The organism is Aliivibrio thorii, assembly GCF_057368585.1.
Window position 1 is genome coordinate 663,644 of sequence record NZ_CM170654.1, and the last position, 26,003, is coordinate 689,646.

Below are 26,003 nucleotides of genomic sequence, written 5' to 3' on the forward strand. Positions count from 1 at the left end.
AAAGTGTTAATGTAAAGCGATTAAATTTAGGTCGATAATAATTAAGGATATGATTTTGAAAAAGTTGGTAAAAGTAGCCGCTTTAGGCACAGTATTATTAAGTGGTTCTTTTTTTGCTAATGCAGCAGAAGCAGCAACCAAAATTGGTTATGTAAATATGGCTCAAATCGTTCAGCAAATGCCACAACGTGAAGCTATTTCAGAAAAACTTCGTGCTGAGTTTAAAGATCGTATTGATGAATTACGTGGTTTAGAGTCAAAAATTAAAGATAAAGTAGAAACTATCAAACGTGATGGTGAGCTTTTAGGTACGTCAGGTAAAACTAAGCTTGAGCGTGAAATTGCATCTCTTCAGTCAGATTATAAACTGAAAGCACAAGCATTAGATGAAGATAACCGTCGTCGTCAAGGTGAAGAACGTCAGAAACTGATCATGCAAGTTCAACAAACAGTAGAAAAAGTAGCGAACAAAGAAGGCTACGATATGGTTGTTGATGCACAAACACTACTTTGGGCAAAACCAGAAGACAATCTATCTGAAAAAGTTATTAAAAAAATTAAATAAGGTCGAACATGACTCGTATTACGCTTGCTGAATTGGCAAAAAAACTGGGTGCAACCGTTCATGGTAACGGTGATGTTGTTGTACATTCTATCGCTTCGATGAGTAAAGCTGGAGAAGGGGATATAACGTTCCTCTCAAACGCCAAATATCGTAAGCAATTGGCTAGTTGCCAAGCATCAGCGGTGATTGTGAAAGAGGCAGACATTGAGTTCTGTCAATCTAATGCATTAATAATGCGAGACCCATATTTAGGCTTTGCTTTAGCTGCTCAAGCTTTAGATACAACACCAGCTCCAGCAAAAGACATTGCACCATCTGCATATATTGCTGATGATGCAGTAATTGGAGAAGGTGTTGCTATCGGACATAATGCAGTCATTGAATCAAAAGCCGTTATTGCTGATGGTGCGATTATTGGTGCAGGCTGTTTTGTTGGCCAAGAAGTAAAAATTGGTAAGAATACTAAGTTGTGGGCAAATGTTTCTATTTATCATCGAGTAGAAATTGGTGAATCTTGCTTGATTCAATCTGGTACTGTTATTGGTTCTGATGGTTTTGGTTATGCAAATGACCGTGGAACTTGGGTTAAAATACCCCAACTAGGATCGGTTATCATTGGCGATAATGTTGAGATTGGTGCCAATACCGCCATTGACCGTGGTGCAATTGATAATACTGTTATTGAAAGTAATGTTATTATTGATAACCAAATTCAAATCGCTCATAACGTACAAATCGGATCTGGTTCTGCGATGGCTGGTGGTACAATTGTTGCTGGCAGCACAAGTATTGGTAAGCATTGTATTATCGGTGGTGGTTCAGTGATAAATGGTCACATTGAAATTACCGATGGTGTAACTATTACTGGTATGGGTATGGTGATGAGAGGCATTAGCGAAAAAGGCATGTACTCATCAGGTATTCCACTGCAAACCAATAAAGAATGGCGAAAAACTGCAACTCGTGTTCACAAAATTGATGAAATGAATAAACGATTAAAGGCAGTAGAGAAAAAGTTAGTCGACTAATTCTCACTTAGTAACATTCTAATTAATAAGTATTGGTCTGCATTTTGCAGACCTTTGTCTATCTCTTATTACTCTATTTGAGCTACACTATTACTCAGATACGATATTGTTTTACAGGAATATTATTTTGACTCGTGAAAATAAAACGCTCAACATTACAGAAATCCAAGAGTTATTACCTCACCGTTACCCATTTTTATTGGTTGACCGAGTAACAGATTTCGAAGAAGAAAAATACTTACACGCGATCAAGAATGTGTCTGTAAATGAACCTCAATTTACTGGCCATTTCCCTCAAATGCCAATTTTCCCAGGAGTATTGATTCTTGAAGCAATGGCTCAAGCTACTGGTTTATTAGCATTTAAATCATTTGGTGCTCCTGCTGAGAATGAGCTTTACTATTTTGCTAGTATTGATAAAGCTAAGTTCCGTAAGCCAGTGGTTCCTGGCGATCAATTAATTATTGAAGTTGAATTCATTAAAGATCGTCGCGGTATTGCACTATTTAACGGTGTAGCCAAAGTTGATGGTGCTGTAGTGTGTTCAGCTGAGCTTAAGTGTGCAAGACGAGAGTTTTAATTATGATTCATGAATCTGCTCAAATTCACCCGTCAGCAGTTATTGAAGGTAATGTGACGATCGAAGCGAATGCTTCTGTTGGTCCGTTTACTTACATTTCAGGTAATATCACGATTGGTGAAGGTACTGAGGTTATGTCGCATGTTGTCATTAAAGGCGACACTACGATAGGTAAAGATAACCGTATTTTTGCATTTGCCATTATTGGTGAAGAAAGCCAAGATAAAAAATACAGTGGTGAAGCTACAACCGTTGTTATTGGCGATCGTAATGTTATCCGTGAAAGTGTTCAAATCCACCGTGGTACGACTCAAGATCGTGGCGTAACAACGGTTGGTAGTGATAACTTATTGTGCGTAAATGTTCATATCGCACATGATTGTGTTGTTGGTGACAATATAATCATGGGGAACAATGCAACACTAGCTGGTCATGTGAACATTGAAGATTATGCGATTGTTTCTGCATTATCGCCTGTTCATCAGTTTTGTACCGTTGGTGCTCATAGCTTTATTGGTGGCGCATCGGTTGTTGTTCAAGATGTACCTCCATTTGTTATGGCACAAGGTAATCACTGTAAGCCTTTCGGTATTAATATCGAAGGATTAAAGCGTCGCGGTTTTGAAAAACCTGAAATTCATGCAATTCGTCGAGCTTATAAAGCGCTTTATCGTAATGGTAATACATTAGAAGAAGCAAAAGCTGAGATTAATAAAGAAATTGAAGCATTTCCAGTACTTCAAGGCTTCTTAGATTTGTTTGAAAAATCTACGCGCGGTATTATTCGTTAATTACGGCGTTTAGAAGTATATAAGCATATTATAAAGGCCTATTGATGTAGGCCTTTTTTATTTTGGAGCAAAAATGACCAAACCATTACGAATTGGTATCGTCGCTGGTGAGTTATCTGGTGATACGCTAGGTGAAGGCTTTATTAAGTCTGTTAAAGCACAATATCCAGATGCTGAGTTTGTTGGGATCGGCGGACCAAAAATGATAGCTCAAGGCTGCAATTCTTTATTTGATATGGAAGAGTTGGCCGTAATGGGATTGGTTGAAGTACTTGGCCGTTTACCGCGTTTATTGAAAGTAAAAGCAGAATTGGTGCGCTACTTTACTCAAAACCCACCCGATGTCTTTATTGGTATTGATGCGCCTGATTTTAACCTTCGTCTTGAAAAAACGCTAAAAGAGAACGGAATTAAAACAGTTCATTACGTTAGTCCATCAGTATGGGCATGGCGTCCAAAGCGTATTTTTAAAATTGATGCAGCAACGGATCTTGTTTTAGCCTTTTTGCCGTTTGAAAAAGCATTTTATGATAAATACAATGTGGCTTGCGAGTTTATTGGTCATACATTGGCTGATGCAATTCCAATGCAAAGCGATCAATTTTCAGCTCGTGAATTATTAGGCTTACAGCAAGATCGTCAATGGTTGGCTGTTTTACCGGGTAGCCGTGGTGGTGAAGTTGCATTGATTGCAAAGCCATTTATTGAAACCTGCCAACGCCTTCATAAACAACACCCAGGAATGGGTTTCATCGTTGCCGCTGTGAACGAAAAACGCAGAGAACAATTTGAAGCAATTTGGAAAGATACAGCTCCAGAATTAGATTTTACTATTATTCAAGATACAGCTCGAAATGTAATGACAGCAGCTGATGCTGTATTATTAGCGTCAGGTACCGTAGCACTTGAATGTATGCTAATTAAAAGACCAATGGTTGTTGGTTATCAAGTTAATAAACTAACAGGATGGATTGCTCAAAAGCTTTCAATTACTGAATTTGTTTCTTTGCCTAATGTATTGGCAGGAAAAGAATTAGTGCAAGAGTTTATTCAAGAAGAGTGTCACCCTGATTTTCTTTATCCGGCAATGGAAAAAGTATTGAGCCAAGATAACAGTGAATTAATTGAAAAATTTACTGAAATGCATCAGTGGATCAAAAAAGATGCGGACAAGCAAGCAGCTAATGCCGTCTTACGTCTAATTAATAAAGAAACCGCAGAATAACGCTATGACAAAAAAAACAGACTCAAAAGAATTACCACCATTTGAATACCCTGAAGGATACCAGTTATTTTCCGGTGTTGATGAAGTCGGGCGTGGGCCATTAGTTGGTGCTGTTGTTACTGCGGCTGTAATTTTAGACCCGAATAATCCGATAGAAGGGTTAACAGATTCAAAGAAACTGACAGATAAAAAACGAGAACAACTGTTTCCCGAAATTCAAGAAAAAGCCTTAGCATGGTCACTAGGCCGTTGTGAGGCCCATGAAATTGATGAGTTGAATATTCTGCAAGCGACAATGGTTGCGATGCAAAGGGCTATTGCTGGGTTGAAGATAACGCCTGATTTTGCCTTAATTGACGGCAATAAAGTCCCCGATTTACCAATGGCCGGTTTAGCGGTTGTTAAAGGCGATTTACGAGTTCAAGAGATCAGTGCTGCATCCATTATTGCAAAAGTAACCCGTGACAGAGAGATGGAGGAGTTAGATAAAGAATTCCCTCAATATGGATTTGCCAAGCACAAAGGTTATCCAACCAAAGCACACTTTGCTGCGATTGAAGAGCATGGTGTGATTGCTGAACATCGCCGCAGCTTTAAACCCGTTAAGCGTGTGTTAGGGATTGAATAATGTCTGAACCTAAATTCGTACACCTCAGAGTACACAGTGATTTCTCGCTAGTGGATGGGCTTTCAAAAGTGCCGCCATTAGTGAAAAAAGTCGCTGAGTTAGGAATGCCTGCAATGGCATTGACAGATTTCACCAATTTATGTGGCTTAGTTAAGTATTATTTTGCTGCACATGGTGCTGGTGTTAAACCTATTATTGGGGCCGATTTTAAAGTTCAGTCACCAGAGCTTGGTAAGGAACTGTTTAATTTAACCATCTTAGCTAAAAATAATGAAGGGTATAAAAACCTAACATTATTGATCTCAAAAGCGTATTTACGCGGACATGTTCAGCATACACCGGTAATAGATAAAGAGTGGTTAATCGAGCATAAAGAAGGCTTAATACTTCTCTCTGGTGGTAAAAGCGGTGATATTGGAAAAGCCTTATTAAAGGGCAATAAAGATCTCGCTCGTGACTGTGTCGCGTTTTATCAAGAACACTTTTCAGAACATTACTATTTAGAGCTAACGCGAACAGGCCGACCTGACGAAGAGAGTTACTTGCACTTCGCTGTTGAGTTAGCCGAAAATGAAGGCCTACCAGTTGTTGCCACCAATGATGTTCGTTTTATTAAAGCCGATGACTTTGATGCGCATGAAATACGCGTGGCAATTCATGATGGTTTTACTTTAGAAGATCCTCGCCGCCCAAAACTCTACAGTGAACAACAATACCTGCGCTCAGAAGAAGAGATGTGTGAACTCTTTTCTGACATACCAGAAGCACTAGAAAACAGCGTTGAAATAGCAAAGCGCTGTAACGTAACGGTACGTCTGGGTGAATACTTTCTGCCTAACTTCCCAACAGAAGGGATGAAGATTGAAGATTTCCTCGTTAAGAAATCTCAAGAAGGTTTAGAAAGACGTTTGGCCTTTTTGTTTCCTGATGAGAAAGTGCGTTTAGAGCGTCGACCTGAATATGATGAACGTCTACAGATAGAGCTTGATGTTATTAACCAAATGGGATTCCCGGGTTACTTCTTGATCGTAATGGAATTTATCCAGTGGTCAAAAGATAACGATATTCCAGTTGGTCCCGGTCGTGGCTCAGGTGCGGGTTCTTTGGTTGCTTATGCTTTAGACATTACCGATCTTGATCCTCTTGAATACGACTTACTATTCGAACGTTTCTTAAACCCTGAACGTGTATCCATGCCCGATTTTGATATCGATTTCTGTATGGATAAACGTGATCAAGTTATTGATCACGTAGCGGAAATGTATGGCCGTGATGCGGTATCTCAGATCATCACTTTTGGTACTATGGCTGCTAAAGCGGTAATTCGAGATGTAGGTCGAGTACTTGGACATCCTTATGGTTTTGTTGACCGTATTTCTAAGTTAGTACCGCCAGATCCAGGAATGACGCTAGCCAAAGCGTTTGATGCTGAGCCACAATTGCCCGAACTCTATGAGGCGGATGAGGAAGTTAAAGCACTGATCGATATGTGTCGTATCCTTGAAGGGTGTACACGAAATGCAGGTAAGCATGCGGGTGGCGTTGTTATTTCACCAACGACGATTACAGATTTTGCACCATTATATTGTGATGCAGATGGTAATTTCCCTGTAACGCAATTTGATAAAAATGACGTTGAAACCGCTGGATTAGTTAAGTTTGACTTCTTGGGTTTAAGGACTCTGACCATTATCGACTGGGCACTAGGCCTAGTTAACCCAAAGCTAGCAAAAGAAGGAAAAGATCCAATTCGAATCGAATCGATTCCTTTGGATGATCAGGCGTCATTTAATGTATTACAAAACTCGGAAACGACCGCGGTATTCCAACTAGAATCCCGTGGTATGAAAGATCTTATCAAACGTCTACAACCAGACTGTTTTGAAGATATTATCGCATTGGTGGCACTATTCCGTCCGGGGCCATTGCAATCAGGCATGGTAGATAACTTTATTGACCGTAAGCATGGTCGAGAAGAGGTTTCATATCCGGATGCAACGTGGCAGCACGAGTCGTTAAAAGAAACGTTAGAGCCAACTTACGGCATTATCTTGTATCAAGAGCAAGTAATGCAGATTGCACAGATCTTAGCGGGCTATACGCTAGGTGGCGCGGATATGCTTCGTCGTGCAATGGGTAAGAAAAAGCCAGAAGAGATGGCAAAACAACGTGGTACCTTTAAAGAAGGTGCAATTGCAAATGGCGTTGATGGCGAGTTGTCGATGAAAATCTTCGACTTGGTAGAGAAGTTTGCAGGTTATGGCTTTAACAAATCTCACTCTGCGGCTTATGCACTCGTTTCTTATCAAACCTTATGGTTAAAAACGCATTATCCAGCGGAATTTATGGCTGCAGTAATGACGGCTGATATGGATAATACGGAAAAAGTCATCGGCTTGGTTGATGAATGTTTCCGTATGAAGTTGAAAGTATTGCCACCAGATGTGAATGCGGGTTTATATCGTTTCAATGTCGATGAAGATGGTGCCATCGTTTATGGTATTGGTGCAATCAAAGGCGTTGGTGAGGGCCCAATTGAAAATATCATCGAAGCACGAAATAAAGGCGGGCATTTCCGTGATTTATTCGATTTTTGTGCTCGCATTGATACAAAGAAAACTAATAAGCGTGTTGTAGAAAAATTGATCCGCTCAGGCGCATTAGATCGACTTGGACCGCACCGTGCTGCATTAATGGCTTCATTAGAGGATGCCATGAAAGCGGCAGGCCAGCATCATCAAGCCGAAGCTTTTGGTCAATCGGATATGTTCGGGGTGTTAACTCAAGCGCCAGAAGAAGTAGAGCAAGCGTATATTCATGTACCAAGATGGCCTGAAAAAGTATGGCTTGAGGGAGAGCGTGAAACATTAGGTCTTTATTTAACTGGGCACCCAGTGAATGCCTATATTAAAGAGTTGTCTCGATATACTACTTGGCGATTGAATGATGCTCACGTTACGAGACGTGATCAAACAGTAACAGTTGCAGGTTTAGTGATTGCTGCTAGAGTAATGACCACTAAACGAGGTAATCGTATTGGTTTGATGACATTAGATGACAGATCTGGCCGAATGGAAGTGATGTTGTTCTCAGATGCGCTTGATCGATACGCTGATTTACTAGAAACTGATAAAATAGTGCTCGTTTCGGGACAGGTCAGCTTTGATGATTTCAATGGTGGGCTTAAAATGTCAGCCCGTGAAGTGATGTCATTGGGAGATGCACGAGAAAAATACGCTCGTGGGCTATCTGTTTCTGTTACCGATGCGCAAATTAACAACCAATTTTTTGAACGCTTTAGTCAAATACTAGAGCCGAACCGGGCAGGGACTGTTCCGGTAAATGTATATTATCAGCGAGCTGATGCTCGTGTTAAGTTGGTCTTAGGAACAGAATGGCGAGTGACGCCAACAGACCAACTGATGGATGATTTGAAATCGTTGCTTGGCGAACAGCAAGTCGAGCTTGAATTTAACTAGAATAAATAAGGCTACTAATTTGAGTAGCCTAGAACTAACAAGGATTCTTTAATGAGCCTAAATTTTCTTGAATTTGAAAAACCAATTGCAGAACTAGAAGCAAAAATTGAAGCGCTGCGTGATATTTCTCGCCGTGGTGGAGATAATACGCTTGATCTAGAAAAAGAAATTAAGCAATTAGAAGATAAATGTTTAGAGCTTAAAAAGAAAACATTTAGTGACCTAGGCGCGTGGGAAGTTGCTCAACTTGCTCGTCACCCAGAGCGCCCATATGTATTAGATTACATCGAACATATGTTTACCGAGTTTGATGAATTAGCTGGCGATCGTGCTTTTGCTGATGATAAAGCACTTGTCGGTGGTATTGCTCGTTTAGATGGCCGTCCAGTGATGGTTATTGGTCATCAAAAAGGCCGTGGCACAAAAGAAAAAGTATTACGCAATTTCGGTATGCCAAAACCAGAAGGCTACCGTAAAGCAAAACGCCTAATGCAAATGGCAGAGCGCTTTAAAATGCCTATCATTACTTTCATCGATACCGCTGGTGCTTACCCAGGTGTTGGCGCGGAAGAGCGTGGTCAATCTGAAGCGATTGCAATGAACCTAAAAATCATGTCTGAGCTAAGCGTTCCAGTTATTTGTAACGTGGTTGGTGAAGGGGGGTCAGGTGGTGCACTAGCCATTGGTGTGGGTGATTACGTAAACATGCTTCAGTACTCAACTTACTCTGTGATTTCTCCAGAAGGTTGTGCTTCAATCTTATGGCGTGATTCAGATAAAGCACCACAAGCTGCTGAAGCGATGGGCCTTGTCGCTCCTCGCTTAAAAGAGTTAGAGTTGATTGATACGATTATCGATGAACCGCTAGGTGGTGCGCACCGAGATCATAAAACGACCGCTGCAAATATTAAGGCACGTTTGATTGAACAATTGAATGAGCTTGAAGGTTTTGATGAAGAGGCATTGCTTGATCGTCGTTACCAACGCTTAATGAGTTACGGTTACTGCTGATAATTTTTGTCAGATAGAGTAAAGTGAAAGCGAGCCTGAGTGCTCGCTTTTTTATTATCTGGATATACTGTTTATGCTTTATTCTCAATTCTCATCTCAATTAGCTTCTTATCCTGTCGCTACACCACATCTTGTCGTTGCCTTAAGTGGTGGTATTGATTCAATGGTACTTCTTCGGTTGGCATCTATTTATGCTAAAGATAAGCAATTAGAATGCATTGCCGTCCACGTTAATCATGGTTTAAGTCAGCATGCATTTGATTGGGAAGCCGTATGCCAAGTGCATTGTGATTCTTTATCAATCCCATTAAATATTGAGCGGGTTGAGCTTGTTTTGAGCGCTCAAGATAGTTTGGAAGAGGTAGCAAGAAAAGCACGCTATAAAGCATTAGATAAGCATATGCAGGCCAATAGCTTATTACTTACGGGTCAACATCAAGATGACCAAGCCGAAACCTTTTTTTTGGCATTAAAAAGAGGCAGTGGACCGGCTGGATTATCCTCTATGCCATCAATTACGCCTTTATCTCAAGGTTATAAGTGTCGGCCATTACTTTCTGTTTCTCGAACTGAGATTGAGCAGTACGCACAAGATAACCAACTTGAATGGGTTGAAGATGAAAGTAATAACGATACGCGGTTTGACCGTAATTTTTTACGTCATGATGTTGTGCCTAATTTAGTCCAACGTTGGCCAAGTTTTACTTCTGCGGTATCCCGTAGTGCTCAGTTGTGTGCCGAGCAAGAAAGTCTGCTAAATGAATTACTTTCCCCAAAGCTGGTAGAGTTTCAAAATGCGTATCAAGGTATTTCTATTTTACGATTGATCCATGAATCGCCATTAGCTCGTAATATGTTGTTAAGATTATGGTTAAAGCAGTTTGCTATTCCTTTGCCAAGCCAAGCACAACTTGGTGTGCTATGGAATGAAGTGGCGCAAGCAAAAGAAGATGCGAACCCTACATTAGCACTTGGCTCTGTTCAACTTAGACGCTCCCAAGGTTATTTATACTGTTTGCCTCATTATGAAGAACTGTCTGAGTGGAGAAGTGAGCTAAAGGATAAGTTACTACTACCAGACGCCCTTGGGAAACTGACCTTGTTACCAGTAGTGACAGAGGATAAAGCCGCTACCATTACCTCTTCAAATCAAGAGGCTTTGTTATTAAGAGCACCTTCAGAAAACGAGAAAGTTGAAGTACGTTTTAATGTGGTAGGTTTAACGCCTCATCCTGAAGCTCGTCAGCACAGTCGAAAAATGAAAAAGTTATATCAAGAGTATGAAGTACCCAGTTGGCAAAGAACTCGAATGCCAATGGTTTTTTATAATGATGAACTGGCTGCTGTTGCGGGCTTATTTGTTTGTCAAAAATTTTCAGGCGAAGAATGTGAGCTACACTGGCATAAAACTGAATTTGAATAGACATTGATAACTAACTTGGCAAAATAACCAAAAATAATAAGGAGCAATGGAATGAAAAAAATAATTGGATTGGCGTTTGTCGCTTTATTTGCATCAGCACCAACACTAGCGGCAGGGGATGCGGCAGCAGGGAAGGCAAAATCGGCGATATGTGCTTCTTGTCATGGCGCTGATGGTATTGCGGTTATTCCAGGTTATCCAAACCTGAAAGGTCAAAATGCTCAATATATTGAATCTTCATTGAAAGCGTATAAAAATAAGCAACGAAGTGGTGGTAATTCAGCAGTAATGCAACCAATGGCAGCAATGCTAAATGATGCAGATATGGCAAATTTAGCGGCGTATTACTCAACAATGAAGTAATGTGATTCCTAGGTTGTATGTTCGCTTTGGCTCAAGGATAATGGGTGGATACTATTTATGAATGTTAAGGGACTAATATGAAAAAGATCGAAGCCATTATTAAGCCATTTAAACTTGATGATGTGCGTGAAAGCCTTGCTGATGTCGGTATTACAGGTATGACTGTCTCTGAAGTTAAAGGTTTTGGTCGTCAAAAAGGTCATACAGAGTTGTACCGTGGCGCTGAATATATGGTTGATTTTTTACCTAAAGTGAAATTAGAAATCGTAGTGACTGATGACGTGGTTGATCAGTGTGTTGATGCGATTATTGAAACGGCGCAAACAGGTAAAATTGGTGATGGTAAAATCTTTATCACAGATGTGAGTCGAGTTATTCGTATCCGTACAGGTGAAGAAGACGAAGACGCAATTTAATACCCACATAAACATGAGTATCTGCTAATCTAGTTAGCATTATTACTATTTAAGGAAGGAGTGATGATTCACTCCTTTTTTTGTTTATGAAAATGAAAACCCGCTTATTATCATGTGCTGCGATTGCTGTTGGTTTAACGTTGACGGCAAAGGCATTTATTTTCACTGTACCTACAGATCCTGAATTTATTGAGATCTCCTCAACACCAGAGCAAGTTGTTCCTCAATATAAATCCGGTTGTGCTCAGTTTGATGTTTCTGCACCGATTGACCGTAATGGTCAATTGAATGTATTGGTGTGGAATATTTATAAACAACAGAAAGTGGATTGGGAAAAAGCATTAAAGGCATTATCTGAACCATCAGATTTAGTGTTGTTGCAAGAAGCCAGTCTAACGCCTGAGCTAAAGCAATTTGTGATTGATAGATCCTACTCAGCAGAATTAGTGCGTGCCTTTGATGTGTTTGATACTAGCGCAGGTGTATTAACGTTAGCAAAATCGCCGGCAACCAAAGTGTGTGCGCATACCGCAATAGAGCCTTGGCTTCGCTTGCCTAAATCGGCGCTGCTGTCTGAATATAGACTTTCGAATGGTGAAAACTTGATGGTTGTTAATCTTCATGCGATTAACTTTACCTTAGGTACTGAAGACTATAAAAACCAAATAGAGTCGCTCTCTAAGGAGGTCGAAGAACAGCAAGGTCCTTTAATTGTTGCAGGTGATTTTAATACTTGGAGTGATGCAAGGTTAAGTGAATTAACCCAGCAAACTGAACGGTTGAATTTAAAAGAAGTGATCTTTACACCAGATGAAAGAATGCGTTTTATTACAGGCTTACCGTTAGACCATATTTTTTATCGTGGATTAAAAGTAAAAGAAGCGCACTCAATAAAGAGCAACGCTTCTGATCATAACCCTTTACAGGTAAGTTTTAGCCTGAAAACGCCGTAACAAAGCCCCACAATGTAAAGCAGCTAACCCAAGGTAGAATGGCAATGATAAGTGCCTTTGAGCGCTCTAAGTCTGTCCATGCGCCTAAAGCAGCATAGCTTAGCGCAATATACCAAGGCATTAGTAGTGGGAAAGAACTCGCATAAGCAGACCAGTGATCTGTCATTGGTAACTTCATTAAGCCATTTAAGCTGTTTAAATCGGCAGCGTAAGGCATGATATTCGCGTGATTAAGCAATAGGCTAGCGTAACTTGCGATATCACCAATTAATGCAGGGAACATCACAATGGTGCTGCCTGCTACCCATTTGAAGTAACCGTGCTGATATTGGCTCTGTTTTGTTGCCAGTTTGAACCACAATGCTAATAGCAGAATAGTCGCAGTTCGGCCCATAACATCGTTAATCACTTCGCCGGCCAGTAATATCTCTTTAGTTAACCATTCAGGTTGAACTTGCCCACCAATACTTTCTATTTGGGCGGTTAAGTTAGTGGTTACCCATTCGAAATTCACTAAATCGAAATAGGTTCCCCAAAACATGAATGGTGCGAAGACCAATAAAATATAAGGTAGCCATGCCCATTTGCCACGCTCGTATAGCGCGGCAAAACAGTCAGCAGGTGATCGGAAGATATCGACCAATAAGATCAATGGATTTGAAGACGGTGTCATACGTTTACCTTAGTAACATCAACGTAAAGTTTTAATTTTTGACCTGGCTTAATGTAAGAGCCACGTTCGATGTTATTCCATTTCATAATATCTGTCACAGAGACACTGAATTTCTGTGCGATAGAGCTTAGGTTATCCCCTTGTCTGATTTGATAATGTACAGTTCGGATGATTGCGCCATCAGAGCTGTTTTTCCAAATCACTAAGTTTTGACCTACACGTAATGAATCCTTTGGTGCCATGCCGTTCCATTTTGCTAGATCCCGGTATGAAATCGAGTTGTCACGAGCAATGCTCCATAAACTTTCACCGTCCTTAACTTTATGGGCTAACTTGTATTTCCCTTTTGCTTTCGCTTGAGTTTTTTTCAAGCGCTGTGGGGCACTTAGCGCATACGTTTTATTGCCTTGTGAGGCGGTTGGGATTAATAAGTATTGCCCAACACGAATGCTTGAACCATTTAAATCATTAGTTTGCTCTATGATATTTGTTGTTGTGTTGTGTTTTACTGCTAATTGACTAATGGTATCACCAGGTTGTACTTTGTAACGTACGACCTTAATGGTTTTATCGCCATTTTTCTTTAAATTAGCATTAAATTGCGCTACGTTTTCAATAGGTAATAACAGATGATAAGGACCGTCTGGAGAGGTAGCCCATTGGTTGTAAGCTGGGTTGTAACCTTGTAATTCAGTGATTGAAATACCTGCAAATTCAGCAGCAATAGCAAGATCGAGTTGTTGTTTAGGATCTACCATTTCAAGGACTGGTTTATTTGGAATAGGTGGCAGTTCTACACCGTATTTTTCATGATTTTTTATGATATCAGCAAGAGCAAGCAATTTAGGGACGTAACCACTGGTTTCTTCTGGTAAATCTAATGAAAAGAAATCGGTTGGTTTACCTAGTTTTCTATTCTTAGTCATGGCTCTTGATACTCGACCTGCACCACTGTTGTAGGATGCTATTGAGTTTTGCCAATCACCATTGAAGCGGCTATCAAAATACTCCATATAATCTAAAGCCGCATTTGTTGCCGCTGGAACGTCACGACGTCCGTCATACCACCAATTACGCTCTAACTTAAAGCGATCTGCTGTGCCAGGAACGAATTGCCATAGACCCGCTGCACTACCATGAGAATAAGCAAATGGGTCAAACGCACTCTCTACTACAGGAAGAAGGACTAATTCCATAGGTAAGCCGCGCTTTTCGATCTCAACTGTGATCATATATAGGAAAGGTTGAGCTCGTTTTGCCACTGTTCGTAAGTGATTTGGGTGCTTTGTGTACCAGTTACGGTAATAATCTACAGACTTATGGTCAGGGATTGGCATGTTTAATTGCATAGCAATACGCTGCCAAACATCTTCTTGTTCTTGAGGCGTTAAAACTGGTTTTACTTCAGAAGGTGTGGTGTCTTTTTTTGAAGGTGCGGTAACCGTTGAGGCGGTTTCTGTCTGAGTTTGCTCTGGAGGAGGTGCGGTTTGGCAGCCTGCTAATAGCGCTAATCCAATCCAATGGAATTTTAGTTTCATTGTGTATTGCCTTCAGTGTGCTTATGCCAACATCACAGCATGATATTGGCATTCATATTTTTTATTTGGACACGGATAATACGTTGCAACCACACATCAAACAAGTTTCATACTTAAAACTCATCTTTCCATCTTCTTAATGCGGTAAAGGTCTCAAGTTCGGTACTTTCTGAGACTTTATTCACAACCGCTTTTTTTACACTATTTTCATTTGTTCGTAAAAAAGGATTAATTAATTTCTCGCGTTGCATTGTTGATGGAATGGTCGACTTTCCATTCGCTCGAAGATGTAATACTTTTTCACGATATTGTTGTAGGTAATCATTATCAGGCTCTACTGCTAATGCAAATGCTAAATTGGATGCAGTATATTCATGAGCACAATATACTTCTGTTTCATCCGGTAGAGCAGCCAGTTTTTGCAGTGAATGAAACATTTCTTTGGCTGTACCTTCAAATAAACGGCCACAGCCAGCAGAGAACAATGCGTCACCACAAAAAAGTTTTTCATCTCCCACATAGGCAATGTGGCCTTTTGTGTGTCCTTCAACGCCAAGAACCATGAATTGTTCATTGAATAACTCAACAAAATCGCCATCACCTACAGGGTGAGTTAAGGTTGGAATCGGTTCATTTTCAGGTCCAACAACATTGATATTAGGAAACTGACGAACAAGTTCAGGGACTCCCCCTATATGATCATGGTGGTGGTGAGTGATCAAAATTGCATCTAAAATAAAATTATGAGCTTTGATGCACTCTAAAACAGGTGTCGCGTCACCTGGATCAACAACAACACAGTGATTATCATTGTTGTGAATTAACCAAATGTAATTATCATTAAATGCAGGTATGCTTTTTATTGATAGCATTAACCTTTCTCCAAATTTTGTAGCGTAAATAGGTAACGATATTGATTAAGCCAGCACTGCTTGATAAAAAAATTGAAAAACCGCATTCATGGTCTGATATCCCTCACGGAGAGTGGATAGGAGAGCTAATTCAATCACGTCTGGATGAATGGTGCCCTAAATTGTTTGGTTACCATATGCTTAAAATTGGTGGGCTCAGTGCTGAACTTGATAGCCGTTTCTGTAATATTAAACACCAAGTTAACCTAGATAACAAAAATTCATTAAAAAATATTGTCTCTGAATTGCCTCAACTGCCTTTTTTAGAAAAAAGTATCGATGCGTGTGTGCTTGCGCACCAACTTGATTACTCATCAGATCCGCATCAATTATTAAGAGAAATTGATAGAGTTTTAATTAATGATGGCTACGTTATTTTGACTGGCTTTAACCCGATGAGTGCAATTGGACTAGCGAGCTTATTTCCATGGAGAAAAAATAATCTACCGTGGAGTGGGCGAATGTTTACGCCACACCGGATTAAAGATTGGCTTAGTGTATTAAATTTTGAAGTGGTTTATAGCGATTGCTTTGCATTAGCGCCTTTAACTCGTTATCGAACGGTATGGACATGGTTTGAAAATTTAGGAGGGGAGTCAGTAAAACCAATCAGTGGGATTTATTTTATAGTTGCAAGAAAAAGGACTTATCCATTAAGACCAATAAAGTCGGCGTGGAAAAAGAAGCCGAAGTTGGCTCCTATTTCAGTGGCACAGACTCATCAAAGTAAAACTGAGTCAAAATAACATTTTTTCATAAAACTAGCCGGGGTAACCTGCATCATCTTGAGTCGGGTTTTCTGCCGCAGTTCTTGCTAGATCATCACACATTTCATTTTCACGATGTCCAGCGTGACCTTTTACCCAACGCCAGTCAACAGTATGGCGTTCAGCTTCTGCATCAAGCTGTTTCCAAAGATCTGCGTTTACCACGGTTTTTTTATCTGCTTTTTTCCAACCTCGTTTTTTCCATCCATGGATCCATTGAGTGATCCCTTGGCGAACGTATTGGCTGTCTGTAGTTAGTACGACAGAGCATGGCTCTTTTAGATTACGTAGAGCAACCACGGCAGCAAGCATTTCCATACGATTATTAGTCGTTTGATTAAACCCCTCAGAAAACGTTTTTTCTGTACCTTTATAGCGCATTACAATACCGTAACCACCAGGACCTGGATTTCCTAAACAAGAACCATCTGTGAAAATTTCAACCTGCTTCATTATCTCTGTTATCATTAGAAGAATTTAGAAATAGTCTGACACAAATGAGCCTATGAATACTAGCGACAATTCCCCTAATCGAATTATTGTTCTCGATACAGAAACCACAGGTATGAACTTTTCGGGTGGACCTGTTTATGAAGGTCACCGTATTGTTGAGATTGGTGCAGTCGAGATCATCAATCGAAAATTAACCGGTAATCACTTTCATGTATACATTAAGCCTGATCGATTAATTGATCTTGAGGCAATTGATGTTCATGGTATTACTGATGAGTTTTTGTATGACAAACCAGAATATAAAGATATTCATGATGAATTTTTAGCCTTCATAAAAGGTGCGGAGCTGGTTGCTCATAACGCGCCCTTTGATGTTGGCTTCATGGATTATGAATTCAGTAAATTAAACAAGCTTATCGGTACTACGGATCAGTATTGTAAGATTACCGATACCTTGGCCATGGCGAAGAAAATCTTCCCAGGTAAGCGTAATAACCTTGATATTCTTTGTGAGCGCTATGGAATTGATAACTCACATCGTACGCTTCACGGCGCTTTACTCGATGCCGAAATTCTAGCTGATGTTTACTTATTAATGACGGGTGGACAAACAAGCTTGAGTTTTAATGCTGGTAATCAATCCGATTCCTCAGAAGAAAGCATTAAAAGATTGAATTCAGGAAGAAAAGGATTAAAGGTTTTGCATGCTACGGCCGATGAAATAGAAGCGCATGAAAAGCGCTTAGATATCGTTGGTGATGCCTGTTTGTGGCGTAGTTAGGAGTGTAATATGTGGCGGTTATTGATCATTGTACTGTTTTTCCCAATGCTTTCTTGGGCAAAGAGTACTGAAATGTCGTGGCTGGATAACCGTTTTCGTGTTGATCCAACCATAAAGCAAGTCTCTTTTTTGGTTTACAGAGAAAAGGCATCTCAAGCAGTAACCTTAGTTCGTCCTGATGGAACAAAATATTATGCTTGGGAGCACCCAGAAAATGTTGCTTGGTATGAAGAAAATGGAATGGATATTATTTCCATTGAGAATCCAATGCCGGGTCCTTGGCAAGCTATAGGTAAAATAACACCTGAAAATAAAGTTAAAATTTTATCGAATCTAACACTTAATGTGGATTCGTTACCGAAAAAACTCTATCAATCGGAAAGTTTAAAATTTACTGCTCGGTTGCTGCAAGATGGCAAACCTCTTGTTTTACGTGATTTTTTGAATCGTATTAAATTAAATGTGACGTTTACTCCCTACCTTGCGAATGAAAAAGATCTTGTAAAAGAAGCTCGTCCGTTAGCCGAAGTATTAGGTACTTTTGAAGATAATGGCGAAGATCTTGATGAAGTGGCGGCGGATGGGATCTTTACGGCTAATTTGCCTATTAATATTAAGCCGGGTAAATATTGGGTCCGAATTCAATCTCGTAATGGCGTGTTTTTAAGAACAGTAGAGCAAGATGTTCTGGTTTATCCATCACCAATCAGAGCAAGCTTTACTCAAGCTCGTAATGAAAATCAAAGCCATTCAATGACTATTGATACCGAGGCGGGAGTAATAAAAGCAGGTTCACTTGCGGGTCATATAGAACAGATTAATCCAAATAAAGTAACAAGAGTAACTCAAGCACAATCTAATAAAGATGATGAAAAATTGTATTTTGACTTACCAAACAGCTATATGTCGGGTAAAAATACATGGTCAGGTTGGGTGTATGCAACTGATATGGCAACAGATCGTCCTCTTCAGTTTTTTCTTGGTAAGCACAGTTATGGTGTGACAGAACCAATTGACTTAAAAGCCGCTTATGAAGCTCGAATTAAGGCTGAAGCTGAACAGCGTAAAATTGATGCGCAAAAGAAATTAGAAGAAGAACGAGCAGAAGCTCGTAAGTGGTTTTGGATTTATGTAGTGCTTGGAAATCTACTGATTATTGTTCTTATTTTTGGGGCTATCTTTGGTTGGAAAAAAGTTAATGCAATGAGACAATTGAAAGCAGTGGCGCCAAAATCAGAAAAACTATCTATGCCACCACCACCTAAAGTCTAACTTTACTTGAGGGGATGCAAAAATAATAAAAAGCCGCAGAATAGTATTTTTTTTGTTCGTATTTTTTCATTCTGTTACATTTGTTCTAAAATTAGCGTTTGCTTTTTTATAAAATTTGCACTAACGCCACTTATTAAATATACTTCTATCAATTATTGAAGAGGGCGATATTTTGGATAAGCAAAAAGTAATGCTAGAAGCTGCTTTTAACGAAATGTTAACAAAGAATAAGGGTGCACAAATAAGTTCTTTAATTTGCTGTGGCTTATTGGGTATGAATAATAGCAGTATTGATTACTTATCTATTGAAGAGATTATTTATTTAAAGTTAGTTGTTAATTTAAATAAATAAAGCCCAAAATAAGTAGAATAAAAGGCCAGTGCATATACTCTTAATGCCGATCGTTTAAGGTACTTGAACGATCCTAAGATCACGTGATAATCCCTACTAACTTTTGTTGGTAGGGATTTTTATACGTTAGTTGATGAGTTAAACCAAGCGCATGAAACGATAGAAAACAGTAGTAACTATGAGTTTGTTGTTAATGCTATTGAGATGGAATGGATTGAACAGGCTCTTCATAATACTAACAAAACAAGTATTCGGCGTCGCCGATTACCAGCTCAACAAGCCGTATGGCTCGTTATTTGGATGGGTTTACAACGCAACAAGTCAATCAAGGAAGTATGCAGCTCTCTAGACTTAGCTCTTCAACCTCAACCAGAAAATAGTTGGTCTAGAGTTGCGCCTAGTGTACTCACGGACAGTCGACGTCGATTGGATGAGGCTCCCTTAGCTGCACTTTTTAAAACAGCTGTTTCGGCGTGGTAAACCGATGCGCTTCAGCTAAACAGCGTACTAAATCTCAATGTTCTTGCTGTTGACGGTACGACTTTTCGATGTCCAGATTCAGAAGAAAATGCTGAATCATTTGGCTTCATTTCTAAGAACTATAAACCTTATCCTCAGCTTCGATTAGTTGGATTAATGGCAGCTGAAACTCGCATGATGCTGGGCGCATCGTTTGATGCGTGTAATGTTGGTGAAGCGACATTAGCACATCGCCTGCTAACTGACGTTCCCGCTAACTCACTAACCTTATTCGATCGTTGCTATTTCTCTGCAGATTTACTGATTTACTGATTAACAGGCAAAAAGCAGCATCTAACAGTCACTGGTTGGGGTTGTTGCAAAAAATTCAGTTTAACGTCAAGATCCCACAATCTTTCATACCATTTCGTAGCTAATGACCAATTCTGAATTTAAATGGAAATACTTCGCACCAGAAATTATACTTTGGTGCTTACGCTGGTATGGTTCCACACCAATGAGTTACGCAAATCTCAGTGATATGCTCGCAGAGCGAGGCATATCGGTTAATCGTTCTACTATCTATCGTTGGTTTATTGAATATTCCCCTAAATTACGTAAAAAGTTACGTCGTAATTATCAATTCATCCAAACTGATAGCTCCTGGCAACTCGATGAAACTTACGTGAAAGTAAAGGGAAAATGGAACTACCTGTATCGAGCCATCAATAAACAAGGGGAAACCTTGGATTTTTATTTCTCTTACAAGAGAAATAAAGATGCCGCTTATCAATTTCTTAGGCGTTGCTTACGATGCTATGAGCTAGAGCAGCAGCCTAAAACGTTAAATACAGATAAACATTCCTCATACGCCAATGCTATTGCACGATTAAAAGAAGAGGGACGACTCCGATCTGATGTTAAGCAACGCCAAGTTAAAACTCTCAACAATGGGATTGAATCCGATCATGCTCCCATTAAGAAGTTGATTGTGGCCACTGGTGGTTTCAAGCTAAGAAAACGAGCTTGGTCAACCATTCAAGGGTTTGAGTCTTTACGAATGCTGAATAAGGGACAATTTGATTTCTGGTTACGCAATGATAAACGTAAAACGATAGCGCGGGAGAGATCCGCCTTTCTCAATCGCTTATTCAATGTTGAGGTCGTTTTTCAATAATAATGAGTCAATTGTAGGACTTATTTACTAACTCAGATTATTTGCAACAACCCCGTTTAGCCATGACCGAACGCTATTTAAATCAGTCTAAGCGAAGACGAGATGAAATAGATGAGCGGCTGTCACTGTTAACTGGACAGTATGATTAATGTGACAAATGGGGTTGTTTTTGAGATGAATTTATCATGCTAATCAATTAGTTAATCATAGGGTGTGTTAATGTATTATTGATTTTCTATACGCATTATTACATTTACATGACATTTCTTTGTTTATTTCTAGATAGAATTCAGCGCTTGGGGTGTATGTCGTTCAAGGGTGGTTATACAGTAAAGCCTTACCTGCATCTGAATGGATATCATTCTGTGCACATTATTCGAAAAAGAAATAAGAATCAGACATGATATCTGATGTGGTTCGTCGAGTTCAAGTCGCCTTTTCTCACTCACAAAACACCAATGTTAAATTTGAAGTCGGTGGGGCAACAGAGCACGTTCTATTCTAACATTTTAGCTCACCAGTACGTGAATAGCCCCTAATAATAATAATAATGCTTTAAAGGAATTACAATGAGAGAAACTCACGTTTACATTACTAATACGGAAATTGATTTCCCATCATCAGAGCAACTTTTATCCATCACAGATCTGCAGAGCATAATCACTTATGCTAATGATAGTTTCTGTAAGGTAGCCGGTTACACACTTGATGAATTAAAGGGGAAGCCACACAGTACTGTCCGACATCCGGATATGCCTAAGGTTGCTTTTAAGGACATGTGGCAGAAATTACAAAGTGGCGAGTCATGGCGTGGCGTGGTGAAAAATAGATGCAAAAATGGCGATTATTACTGGGTGGACGCTTACGTAACTCCTATATATGAAAATGATAATATCATCGGTTACCAATCTGTACGGGTTCGCCCCACGTTAAAGCAAAAGCAAGATGCACAACAACTTTATAATGATTTAAACAATGGGAAAAAGGTACACGACTTTCATGCTAACTTCGCTTTAAAACGTGCGCTGGCCGTAGCCTTATTTTTTGCTAGCCATATAATTATCTGGCTTTTAGCTCACAGCATGTTTGTGTATATGTTTTTACCCGCTTTTATATTTGGCGGGTTATCCATTATTTTTTATGAAGAATTATTCCGGCTCCCCAAGTTTATAAATCAACTTAAAAGTACCATTGATAGTCCTTCTCGATATATTTTCTCTGGCAAAGGGCTAATTGCAATTGCAAATTACCCAGTAACCATGTTGAACGCGAAAGTAAGAACCATACTCGGGCGTAGTAAAGACATGGGGGAACACTTAACTTCTTTAGCAAGTGAACTTGAAATATCATCGAAGCTTTCTATGAAAGGTCTTATAGAAGAAAACTCACATTTAACCCAACTTGCGACAGCCATCACTGAAATGAGCACAACGATTGGAGACGTTAGCCAGAATACCAATGGTGCACATGATCAGGTACAAGGTGTTCAACAGTTATGCCAACAAACTGTTACTGTTCTAGATGCCACACAAAATAAAATTTCCGAGTTAACATCTGATGTTGAAAATGCTGTAATTAGTGCGACTAAACTCGTTGTTGATGCCGATAATATCTCAACAATAATGTCTGAAATTCAAGGTATCGCCGATCAAACAAATTTACTCGCTTTAAACGCGGCTATCGAAGCTGCTCGCGCAGGTGAGCAAGGACGTGGATTTGCTGTTGTCGCTGACGAAGTTCGAACGTTAGCAAGTAGAACGCAAGATGCTACTGTTCATATACAAAAATCGGTTATTGAACTGCAAACGACTTTAAAGCACTGGAGTGATGTAATGCTCACCAGTAAAGATAACGCGGAACAGTGTACTCATGAATCTATTCAAGCTAAACAGGCAATGGGACAAATTATGGATAAAATGAATGAGATCAGCGACATTACAGCTCAAATTGCCACTGCAACAGAAGAACAAAGTGTAGTTGCAAATCAAGTCACTCAAAGCGTCCATACTATTGATGATATTTCACGTAGAAATGCTGATATATCTCAACAGGTTAATGCCAATGGAATAAATGTGAATAACTGTGCCAATAAAATAAATATCTTAAGTACGACATTCAACAATTGATCTAGTAAACCTATTTTGAAAAGTGGATTTGACATCAATTGTAGTAATAGCATATAAACAATAGCTCGATGACTTCCTAGCTCTTCCCTTGGGAAGAGGCATTGGCCTTGATTGCCATAACGATGACAGCATTTTTCCAATATTCGTTTTGCTTCTTTATAAAAAGCAAAATCAATGACCCTTCCCGGGGCCGCGGTTTTGGTGGCTTCTAGGCGATAGCGTTCAATATGGCGTTGATAGTAGTTTTCTCTAAACTCTAGAAAAGAGGTTAGTTTTCCGTACTCTTCTGCTAATTGGGGTTGTTGCAAAAAATTCAGTTTAACGTCAAGATCCCACAATCTTTCATACCATTTCGTAGCTAATGACCAATTCTGAATTTAAATGGAAACACTTCGCACCAGAAATTATACTTTGGTGCTTACGCTGGTATGGTTCCACACCAATGAGTTACGTAAATCTCAGTGATATGCTCGCAGAGCGAGGCATATCGGTTAATCGTTCTACTATCTATCGTTGGTTTATTGAATATTCCCCTAAATTACGTAAAAAGTTACGTCGTAATTATCAATTCATCCAAACTGATAGCTCCTGACAACTCGATGAAACTTACGTGAAAGTAAAGGGAAAATGGAACTACCTGTATCGAGCCATCAATAAACAAGGGGAAACCTTGGATTTTTATTTCTCTCACAAGAGAAATAAAGATGCCGCTTATCAATTTCTTAGGCGTTGCTTACGATGCTATGAGCTAGAGCAGCAGGCTAAAACGTTAAATACAGATAAACATTCCTCATACGCCAATGCCATTGCACGATTAAAAGAAGAGGGACGACTCCGATCTGATGTTAAGCAACGCCAAGTTAAAACTCTCAACAATGGGATTGAATCCGATCATGCTCCCATTAAGAAGTTGATTGTGGCCACTGGTGGTTTCAAGCTAAGAAAACGAGCTTGGTCAACCATTCAAGGGTTTGAGTCTTTACGAATGCTGAATAAGGGACAATTTGATTTCTGGTTACGCAATGATAAACGTAAAACGATAGCGCGGGAGAGATCCGCCTTTCTCAATCGCTTATTCAATGTTGAGGTCGTTTTTCAATAATAATGAGTCAATTGTAGGACTTATTTACTAACTCAGATTATTTGCAACAACCCCGGTATTATGAATTAGCAAAGTAAGCGCGGCCATTGGGCTAATATTTTAAGATAGTAATCTATCAAGAAATTTTGTATTGATAATGAAATAAGCTACTAAACCCTTTATTATTTGTCAAAGAAGCTCTGCGAGTCAGAATTTACAACAAAAATTCATCCCATTATCGTAACAGAGCCAGTAGAAGAGCAGTCGAATATTGTGGTGCTGAGATTTAATAATGGCTTTCGTGCCGAGGTTCAATTACCGGGTAGTTTTGATAAGTGATAAAATTCAATGTACCACTACAAACTAGGAGATATCTACTACAACCCTAGTTCCTACTTATTTAGTCTCACTGCTTCCTAACAAGCTTTGAATGTATTCTCTAGCAAAAGGAATAAGGCTTGAGATGACCTTTAATGCAAGTATTGTTTCAGCTTTTATCCTAAGCTGTACGTACCTATAGTTTTTTCCGAATACCTTAATCCCACCAAACGGCACTTCACTTCCTTTTGCAAGTATTTCACATTCGGTACTGGTTTCAAATAGTGCAAAAGCCTCTTGGTCATGGCAATTCAAAACTAAGTGTTTTACTTGAGTGTTGGCACAAAGTATATCTAGCATCAACAAAATGCTCACCATCCTAGGTGCAGGTAGTGAACCATAGGTAGAGACTACATACATATCGGCTATTTTTTCTGAACTATTGTCATAGCCAATGAAAGGGCAGGCTGATAGCTGGTCTGGGGAAATGGCAGCAGCAGGTTGATTCACTGGTATAAAGCCATAAAGTAGATGACCGACTAACATGCCAGCAGAATCACTGAATGTATTTGCAACCAACTCGCTTGTTTGTAGATCCTCGGCATTGATGGATATGCCCATATAATCATGGTGGAACCCGCTCAATTGTTCACATAGACCCTGCTGTTTAAGCAATGAACCATGGTGATAATGGGAAAATGTACTCGGCGTGACGGTGTAAGGGTAGAGAATACGGTTGGTCATTTTATCGAAATGTCGTTTGTTCTTTTCTTTTGCTTTAACGTTAGGGTCTATAAGTTGTACTACATCTTCTTCCATCACTCGTGCTATAAGTAGCTGTTTCGATAGTTTTGGAGAGGTGACGCCGCGTTCCCAACGGCTAAAAGTAGTAAGATCAAGCTTAGAAAGCGCAGGATCTGATGAGCTAAGTAGATCAACCATTTCTTGTTGTGTCAAAATTCTGTCTGTTCTTACGTACTCGAGGAACTTTGCAAATGTTATTGGCATTCCTTAGCCTCACAATATTATTCTTAATATCACTATGCTATTACAATTTATTTAAGACTTCTACCTTTTCGTTTGATTAGGGCATCAACACTCACGGCTAGAGCATTTTAGAAGTCACCGCGAGTGAATCTGAAGAGATATTGATGACATTGTGGGATGTTCGTGATCGTCAAAGTAGCCATTCAGGAAAGTTGGATAATAAATTGAATGTGGTTGCATTTAACAATGGAGAATATACTTGTACTCCTGAAGATAAGGTATGGCTCTGTTCATCTTATAGTGGTGAGTTTGAATTGAATTTGAATAAAGGTGAGCCAATAGATTTATCACAGCTTGCAGGATATTATAGTGCACAAATTGACGATGATATTTTAAATCTGGTGATATTAGATGATGGCAAGTTAGAGATTACATTTAATCATTGTAAGGATAAAGCATTGATTAATTTAATTCTTGAAGAACAAGCCGCTTTTTTTAAGATTAAGAGTAATTCGTGTTCATTTGGTAAAACAGAAGGGTTAATTAGAGCTGTGGTTGAGAATGATAATTTTAAAAGTTTAGAAATTCAAAGTAATGACCTACAGTTTCCTCAGGTTTGGATCAAACAAATTAATTAGTATTGATG

At 39.5% G+C, this 26,003-nt stretch carries 24 protein-coding genes and 2 pseudogenes; 21 read left to right on the forward strand and 5 right to left on the reverse strand.

What is annotated here, in order from left to right; genetic code table 11:
* The first annotated feature begins 49 nt into the window (after positions 1 to 49).
* From AC2IP4_RS02915 to AC2IP4_RS02970, 12 genes are all read left to right on the forward strand, one after another.
* Complete coding sequence (locus tag AC2IP4_RS02915) at positions 50 to 565, forward strand: OmpH family outer membrane protein (RefSeq protein ID WP_375321084.1); 516 nt, start codon at positions 50 to 52, stop codon at positions 563 to 565.
* Positions 566 to 573: 8 nt separating this feature from the next.
* A complete protein-coding gene (gene lpxD / locus AC2IP4_RS02920) occupies positions 574 to 1,593 on the forward strand; it encodes a UDP-3-O-(3-hydroxymyristoyl)glucosamine N-acyltransferase (protein WP_375321083.1) in 1,020 nt (339 codons plus the stop codon).
* Positions 1,594 to 1,720: 127 nt separating this feature from the next.
* A complete protein-coding gene (fabZ, locus tag AC2IP4_RS02925; protein ID WP_060991653.1) occupies positions 1,721 to 2,173 on the forward strand; it encodes a 3-hydroxyacyl-ACP dehydratase FabZ in 453 nt (150 codons plus the stop codon).
* Between the two features lie 2 nt (positions 2,174 to 2,175).
* Positions 2,176 to 2,964 (forward strand): acyl-ACP--UDP-N-acetylglucosamine O-acyltransferase, encoded by a 789-nt coding sequence (gene lpxA / locus AC2IP4_RS02930; RefSeq protein ID WP_105055299.1) that lies wholly within the window; start codon positions 2,176 to 2,178, stop codon positions 2,962 to 2,964.
* A 73-nt stretch (positions 2,965 to 3,037) separates the two neighbouring features.
* Positions 3,038 to 4,189 carry a lipid-A-disaccharide synthase gene (gene lpxB / locus AC2IP4_RS02935; protein WP_375321082.1) on the forward strand — a complete coding sequence of 384 codons (1,152 nt, stop codon included), beginning with the start codon at positions 3,038 to 3,040 and terminating at the stop codon, positions 4,187 to 4,189.
* A 4-nt stretch (positions 4,190 to 4,193) separates the two neighbouring features.
* Complete coding sequence (gene rnhB / locus AC2IP4_RS02940) at positions 4,194 to 4,817, forward strand: ribonuclease HII (protein ID WP_486310541.1); 624 nt, start codon at positions 4,194 to 4,196, stop codon at positions 4,815 to 4,817.
* Positions 4,817 to 8,296: a DNA polymerase III subunit alpha gene (gene dnaE, locus AC2IP4_RS02945; RefSeq protein ID WP_274417396.1), complete on the forward strand. Its 3,480-nt coding sequence runs from the start codon at positions 4,817 to 4,819 to the stop codon at positions 8,294 to 8,296. Before rnhB ends, dnaE begins: the two co-directional genes overlap by 1 nt.
* A 51-nt stretch (positions 8,297 to 8,347) precedes the next feature.
* A complete protein-coding gene (accA, locus tag AC2IP4_RS02950; RefSeq protein ID WP_486310542.1) occupies positions 8,348 to 9,307 on the forward strand; it encodes an acetyl-CoA carboxylase carboxyl transferase subunit alpha in 960 nt (319 codons plus the stop codon).
* A 67-nt stretch (positions 9,308 to 9,374) separates the two neighbouring features.
* Positions 9,375 to 10,730 (forward strand): tRNA lysidine(34) synthetase TilS, encoded by a 1,356-nt coding sequence (gene tilS / locus AC2IP4_RS02955; protein ID WP_486310737.1) that lies wholly within the window; start codon positions 9,375 to 9,377, stop codon positions 10,728 to 10,730.
* 51 nt (positions 10,731 to 10,781) lie between these two features.
* A complete protein-coding gene (locus tag AC2IP4_RS02960) occupies positions 10,782 to 11,093 on the forward strand; it encodes a c-type cytochrome (RefSeq protein WP_130047695.1) in 312 nt (103 codons plus the stop codon).
* A gap of 77 nt (positions 11,094 to 11,170) precedes the next feature.
* Positions 11,171 to 11,509 carry a nitrogen regulatory protein P-II gene (gene glnB / locus AC2IP4_RS02965; RefSeq protein ID WP_060991646.1) on the forward strand — a complete coding sequence of 113 codons (339 nt, stop codon included), beginning with the start codon at positions 11,171 to 11,173 and terminating at the stop codon, positions 11,507 to 11,509.
* Between the two features lie 86 nt (positions 11,510 to 11,595).
* The gene (locus AC2IP4_RS02970; RefSeq protein WP_486310543.1) at positions 11,596 to 12,462 is read left to right on the forward strand and encodes an endonuclease/exonuclease/phosphatase family protein; all 867 of its coding nucleotides are present in this window, start codon (positions 11,596 to 11,598) and stop codon (positions 12,460 to 12,462) included.
* Here the strand turns inward: AC2IP4_RS02970 and AC2IP4_RS02975 are convergent.
* The 3 genes from AC2IP4_RS02975 to gloB form a co-directional block, all read right to left on the reverse strand.
* Positions 12,443 to 13,135 carry a YIP1 family protein gene (locus AC2IP4_RS02975; protein ID WP_130047693.1) on the reverse strand — a complete coding sequence of 231 codons (693 nt, stop codon included), beginning with the start codon at positions 13,133 to 13,135 and terminating at the stop codon, positions 12,443 to 12,445. The two genes, AC2IP4_RS02970 and AC2IP4_RS02975, sit on opposite strands and share 20 nt — an antisense overlap.
* Positions 13,132 to 14,673 carry a LysM peptidoglycan-binding domain-containing protein gene (locus AC2IP4_RS02980; RefSeq protein WP_375321076.1) on the reverse strand — a complete coding sequence of 514 codons (1,542 nt, stop codon included), beginning with the start codon at positions 14,671 to 14,673 and terminating at the stop codon, positions 13,132 to 13,134. The genes AC2IP4_RS02975 and AC2IP4_RS02980 overlap by 4 nt, the downstream gene beginning before the upstream one ends.
* Positions 14,674 to 14,786: 113 nt before the next feature.
* On the reverse strand, positions 14,787 to 15,545 hold the full coding sequence (gene gloB, locus AC2IP4_RS02985) for a hydroxyacylglutathione hydrolase (protein WP_375321075.1): 759 nt from the start codon (positions 15,543 to 15,545) through the stop codon (positions 14,787 to 14,789).
* Positions 15,546 to 15,589: 44 nt separating this feature from the next.
* On the opposite strand from gloB, the gene AC2IP4_RS02990 reads away from it, so the two are divergent.
* Positions 15,590 to 16,330 (forward strand): methyltransferase domain-containing protein, encoded by a 741-nt coding sequence (locus AC2IP4_RS02990; RefSeq protein ID WP_375322815.1) that lies wholly within the window; start codon positions 15,590 to 15,592, stop codon positions 16,328 to 16,330.
* Between the two features lie 15 nt (positions 16,331 to 16,345).
* Here the strand turns inward: AC2IP4_RS02990 and rnhA are convergent, their stop codons facing one another.
* A complete protein-coding gene (rnhA, locus tag AC2IP4_RS02995) occupies positions 16,346 to 16,819 on the reverse strand; it encodes a ribonuclease HI (protein ID WP_375321074.1) in 474 nt (157 codons plus the stop codon).
* 37 nt (positions 16,820 to 16,856) lie between these two features.
* Here rnhA and dnaQ point away from each other — a divergent pair, with 37 nt between their 5' ends.
* The 7 genes and pseudogenes from dnaQ to AC2IP4_RS03030 all read left to right on the forward strand — a co-directional run bounded on the left by dnaQ (position 16,857) and on the right by AC2IP4_RS03030 (position 24,073).
* A complete protein-coding gene (dnaQ, locus tag AC2IP4_RS03000) occupies positions 16,857 to 17,585 on the forward strand; it encodes a DNA polymerase III subunit epsilon (protein ID WP_130044060.1) in 729 nt (242 codons plus the stop codon).
* Positions 17,586 to 17,594: 9 nt separating this feature from the next.
* Positions 17,595 to 18,857 (forward strand): TIGR03503 family protein, encoded by a 1,263-nt coding sequence (locus AC2IP4_RS03005; RefSeq protein ID WP_486310544.1) that lies wholly within the window; start codon positions 17,595 to 17,597, stop codon positions 18,855 to 18,857.
* A 172-nt stretch (positions 18,858 to 19,029) separates the two neighbouring features.
* Positions 19,030 to 19,209 (forward strand): hypothetical protein, encoded by a 180-nt coding sequence (locus tag AC2IP4_RS03010; RefSeq protein WP_105055287.1) that lies wholly within the window; start codon positions 19,030 to 19,032, stop codon positions 19,207 to 19,209.
* Positions 19,210 to 19,368: 159 nt separating this feature from the next.
* Positions 19,369 to 20,069: pseudogene (locus tag AC2IP4_RS03015) on the forward strand (IS4 family transposase); the annotation flags it as partial.
* 35 nt (positions 20,070 to 20,104) lie between these two features.
* Positions 20,105 to 20,845, forward strand: coding sequence for an IS6 family transposase (locus AC2IP4_RS03020; RefSeq protein ID WP_486310545.1), 741 nt, complete (start codon positions 20,105 to 20,107; stop codon positions 20,843 to 20,845).
* A 569-nt stretch (positions 20,846 to 21,414) separates the two neighbouring features.
* The gene (locus AC2IP4_RS03025) at positions 21,415 to 22,971 is read left to right on the forward strand and encodes a methyl-accepting chemotaxis protein (protein WP_486310546.1); all 1,557 of its coding nucleotides are present in this window, start codon (positions 21,415 to 21,417) and stop codon (positions 22,969 to 22,971) included.
* A gap of 361 nt (positions 22,972 to 23,332) precedes the next feature.
* Positions 23,333 to 24,073 (forward strand): annotated as a pseudogene (locus AC2IP4_RS03030) (IS6 family transposase).
* A 375-nt stretch (positions 24,074 to 24,448) separates the two neighbouring features.
* Here AC2IP4_RS03030 and AC2IP4_RS03035 read toward each other — a convergent pair.
* A complete protein-coding gene (locus tag AC2IP4_RS03035) occupies positions 24,449 to 25,378 on the reverse strand; it encodes a helix-turn-helix transcriptional regulator (protein WP_486310547.1) in 930 nt (309 codons plus the stop codon).
* 143 nt (positions 25,379 to 25,521) lie between these two features.
* Between AC2IP4_RS03035 and AC2IP4_RS03040 the strand changes: the two genes are divergently transcribed.
* A complete protein-coding gene (locus tag AC2IP4_RS03040) occupies positions 25,522 to 25,995 on the forward strand; it encodes a hypothetical protein (RefSeq protein ID WP_375321068.1) in 474 nt (157 codons plus the stop codon).
* Positions 25,996 to 26,003: the final 8 nt, after the last annotated feature.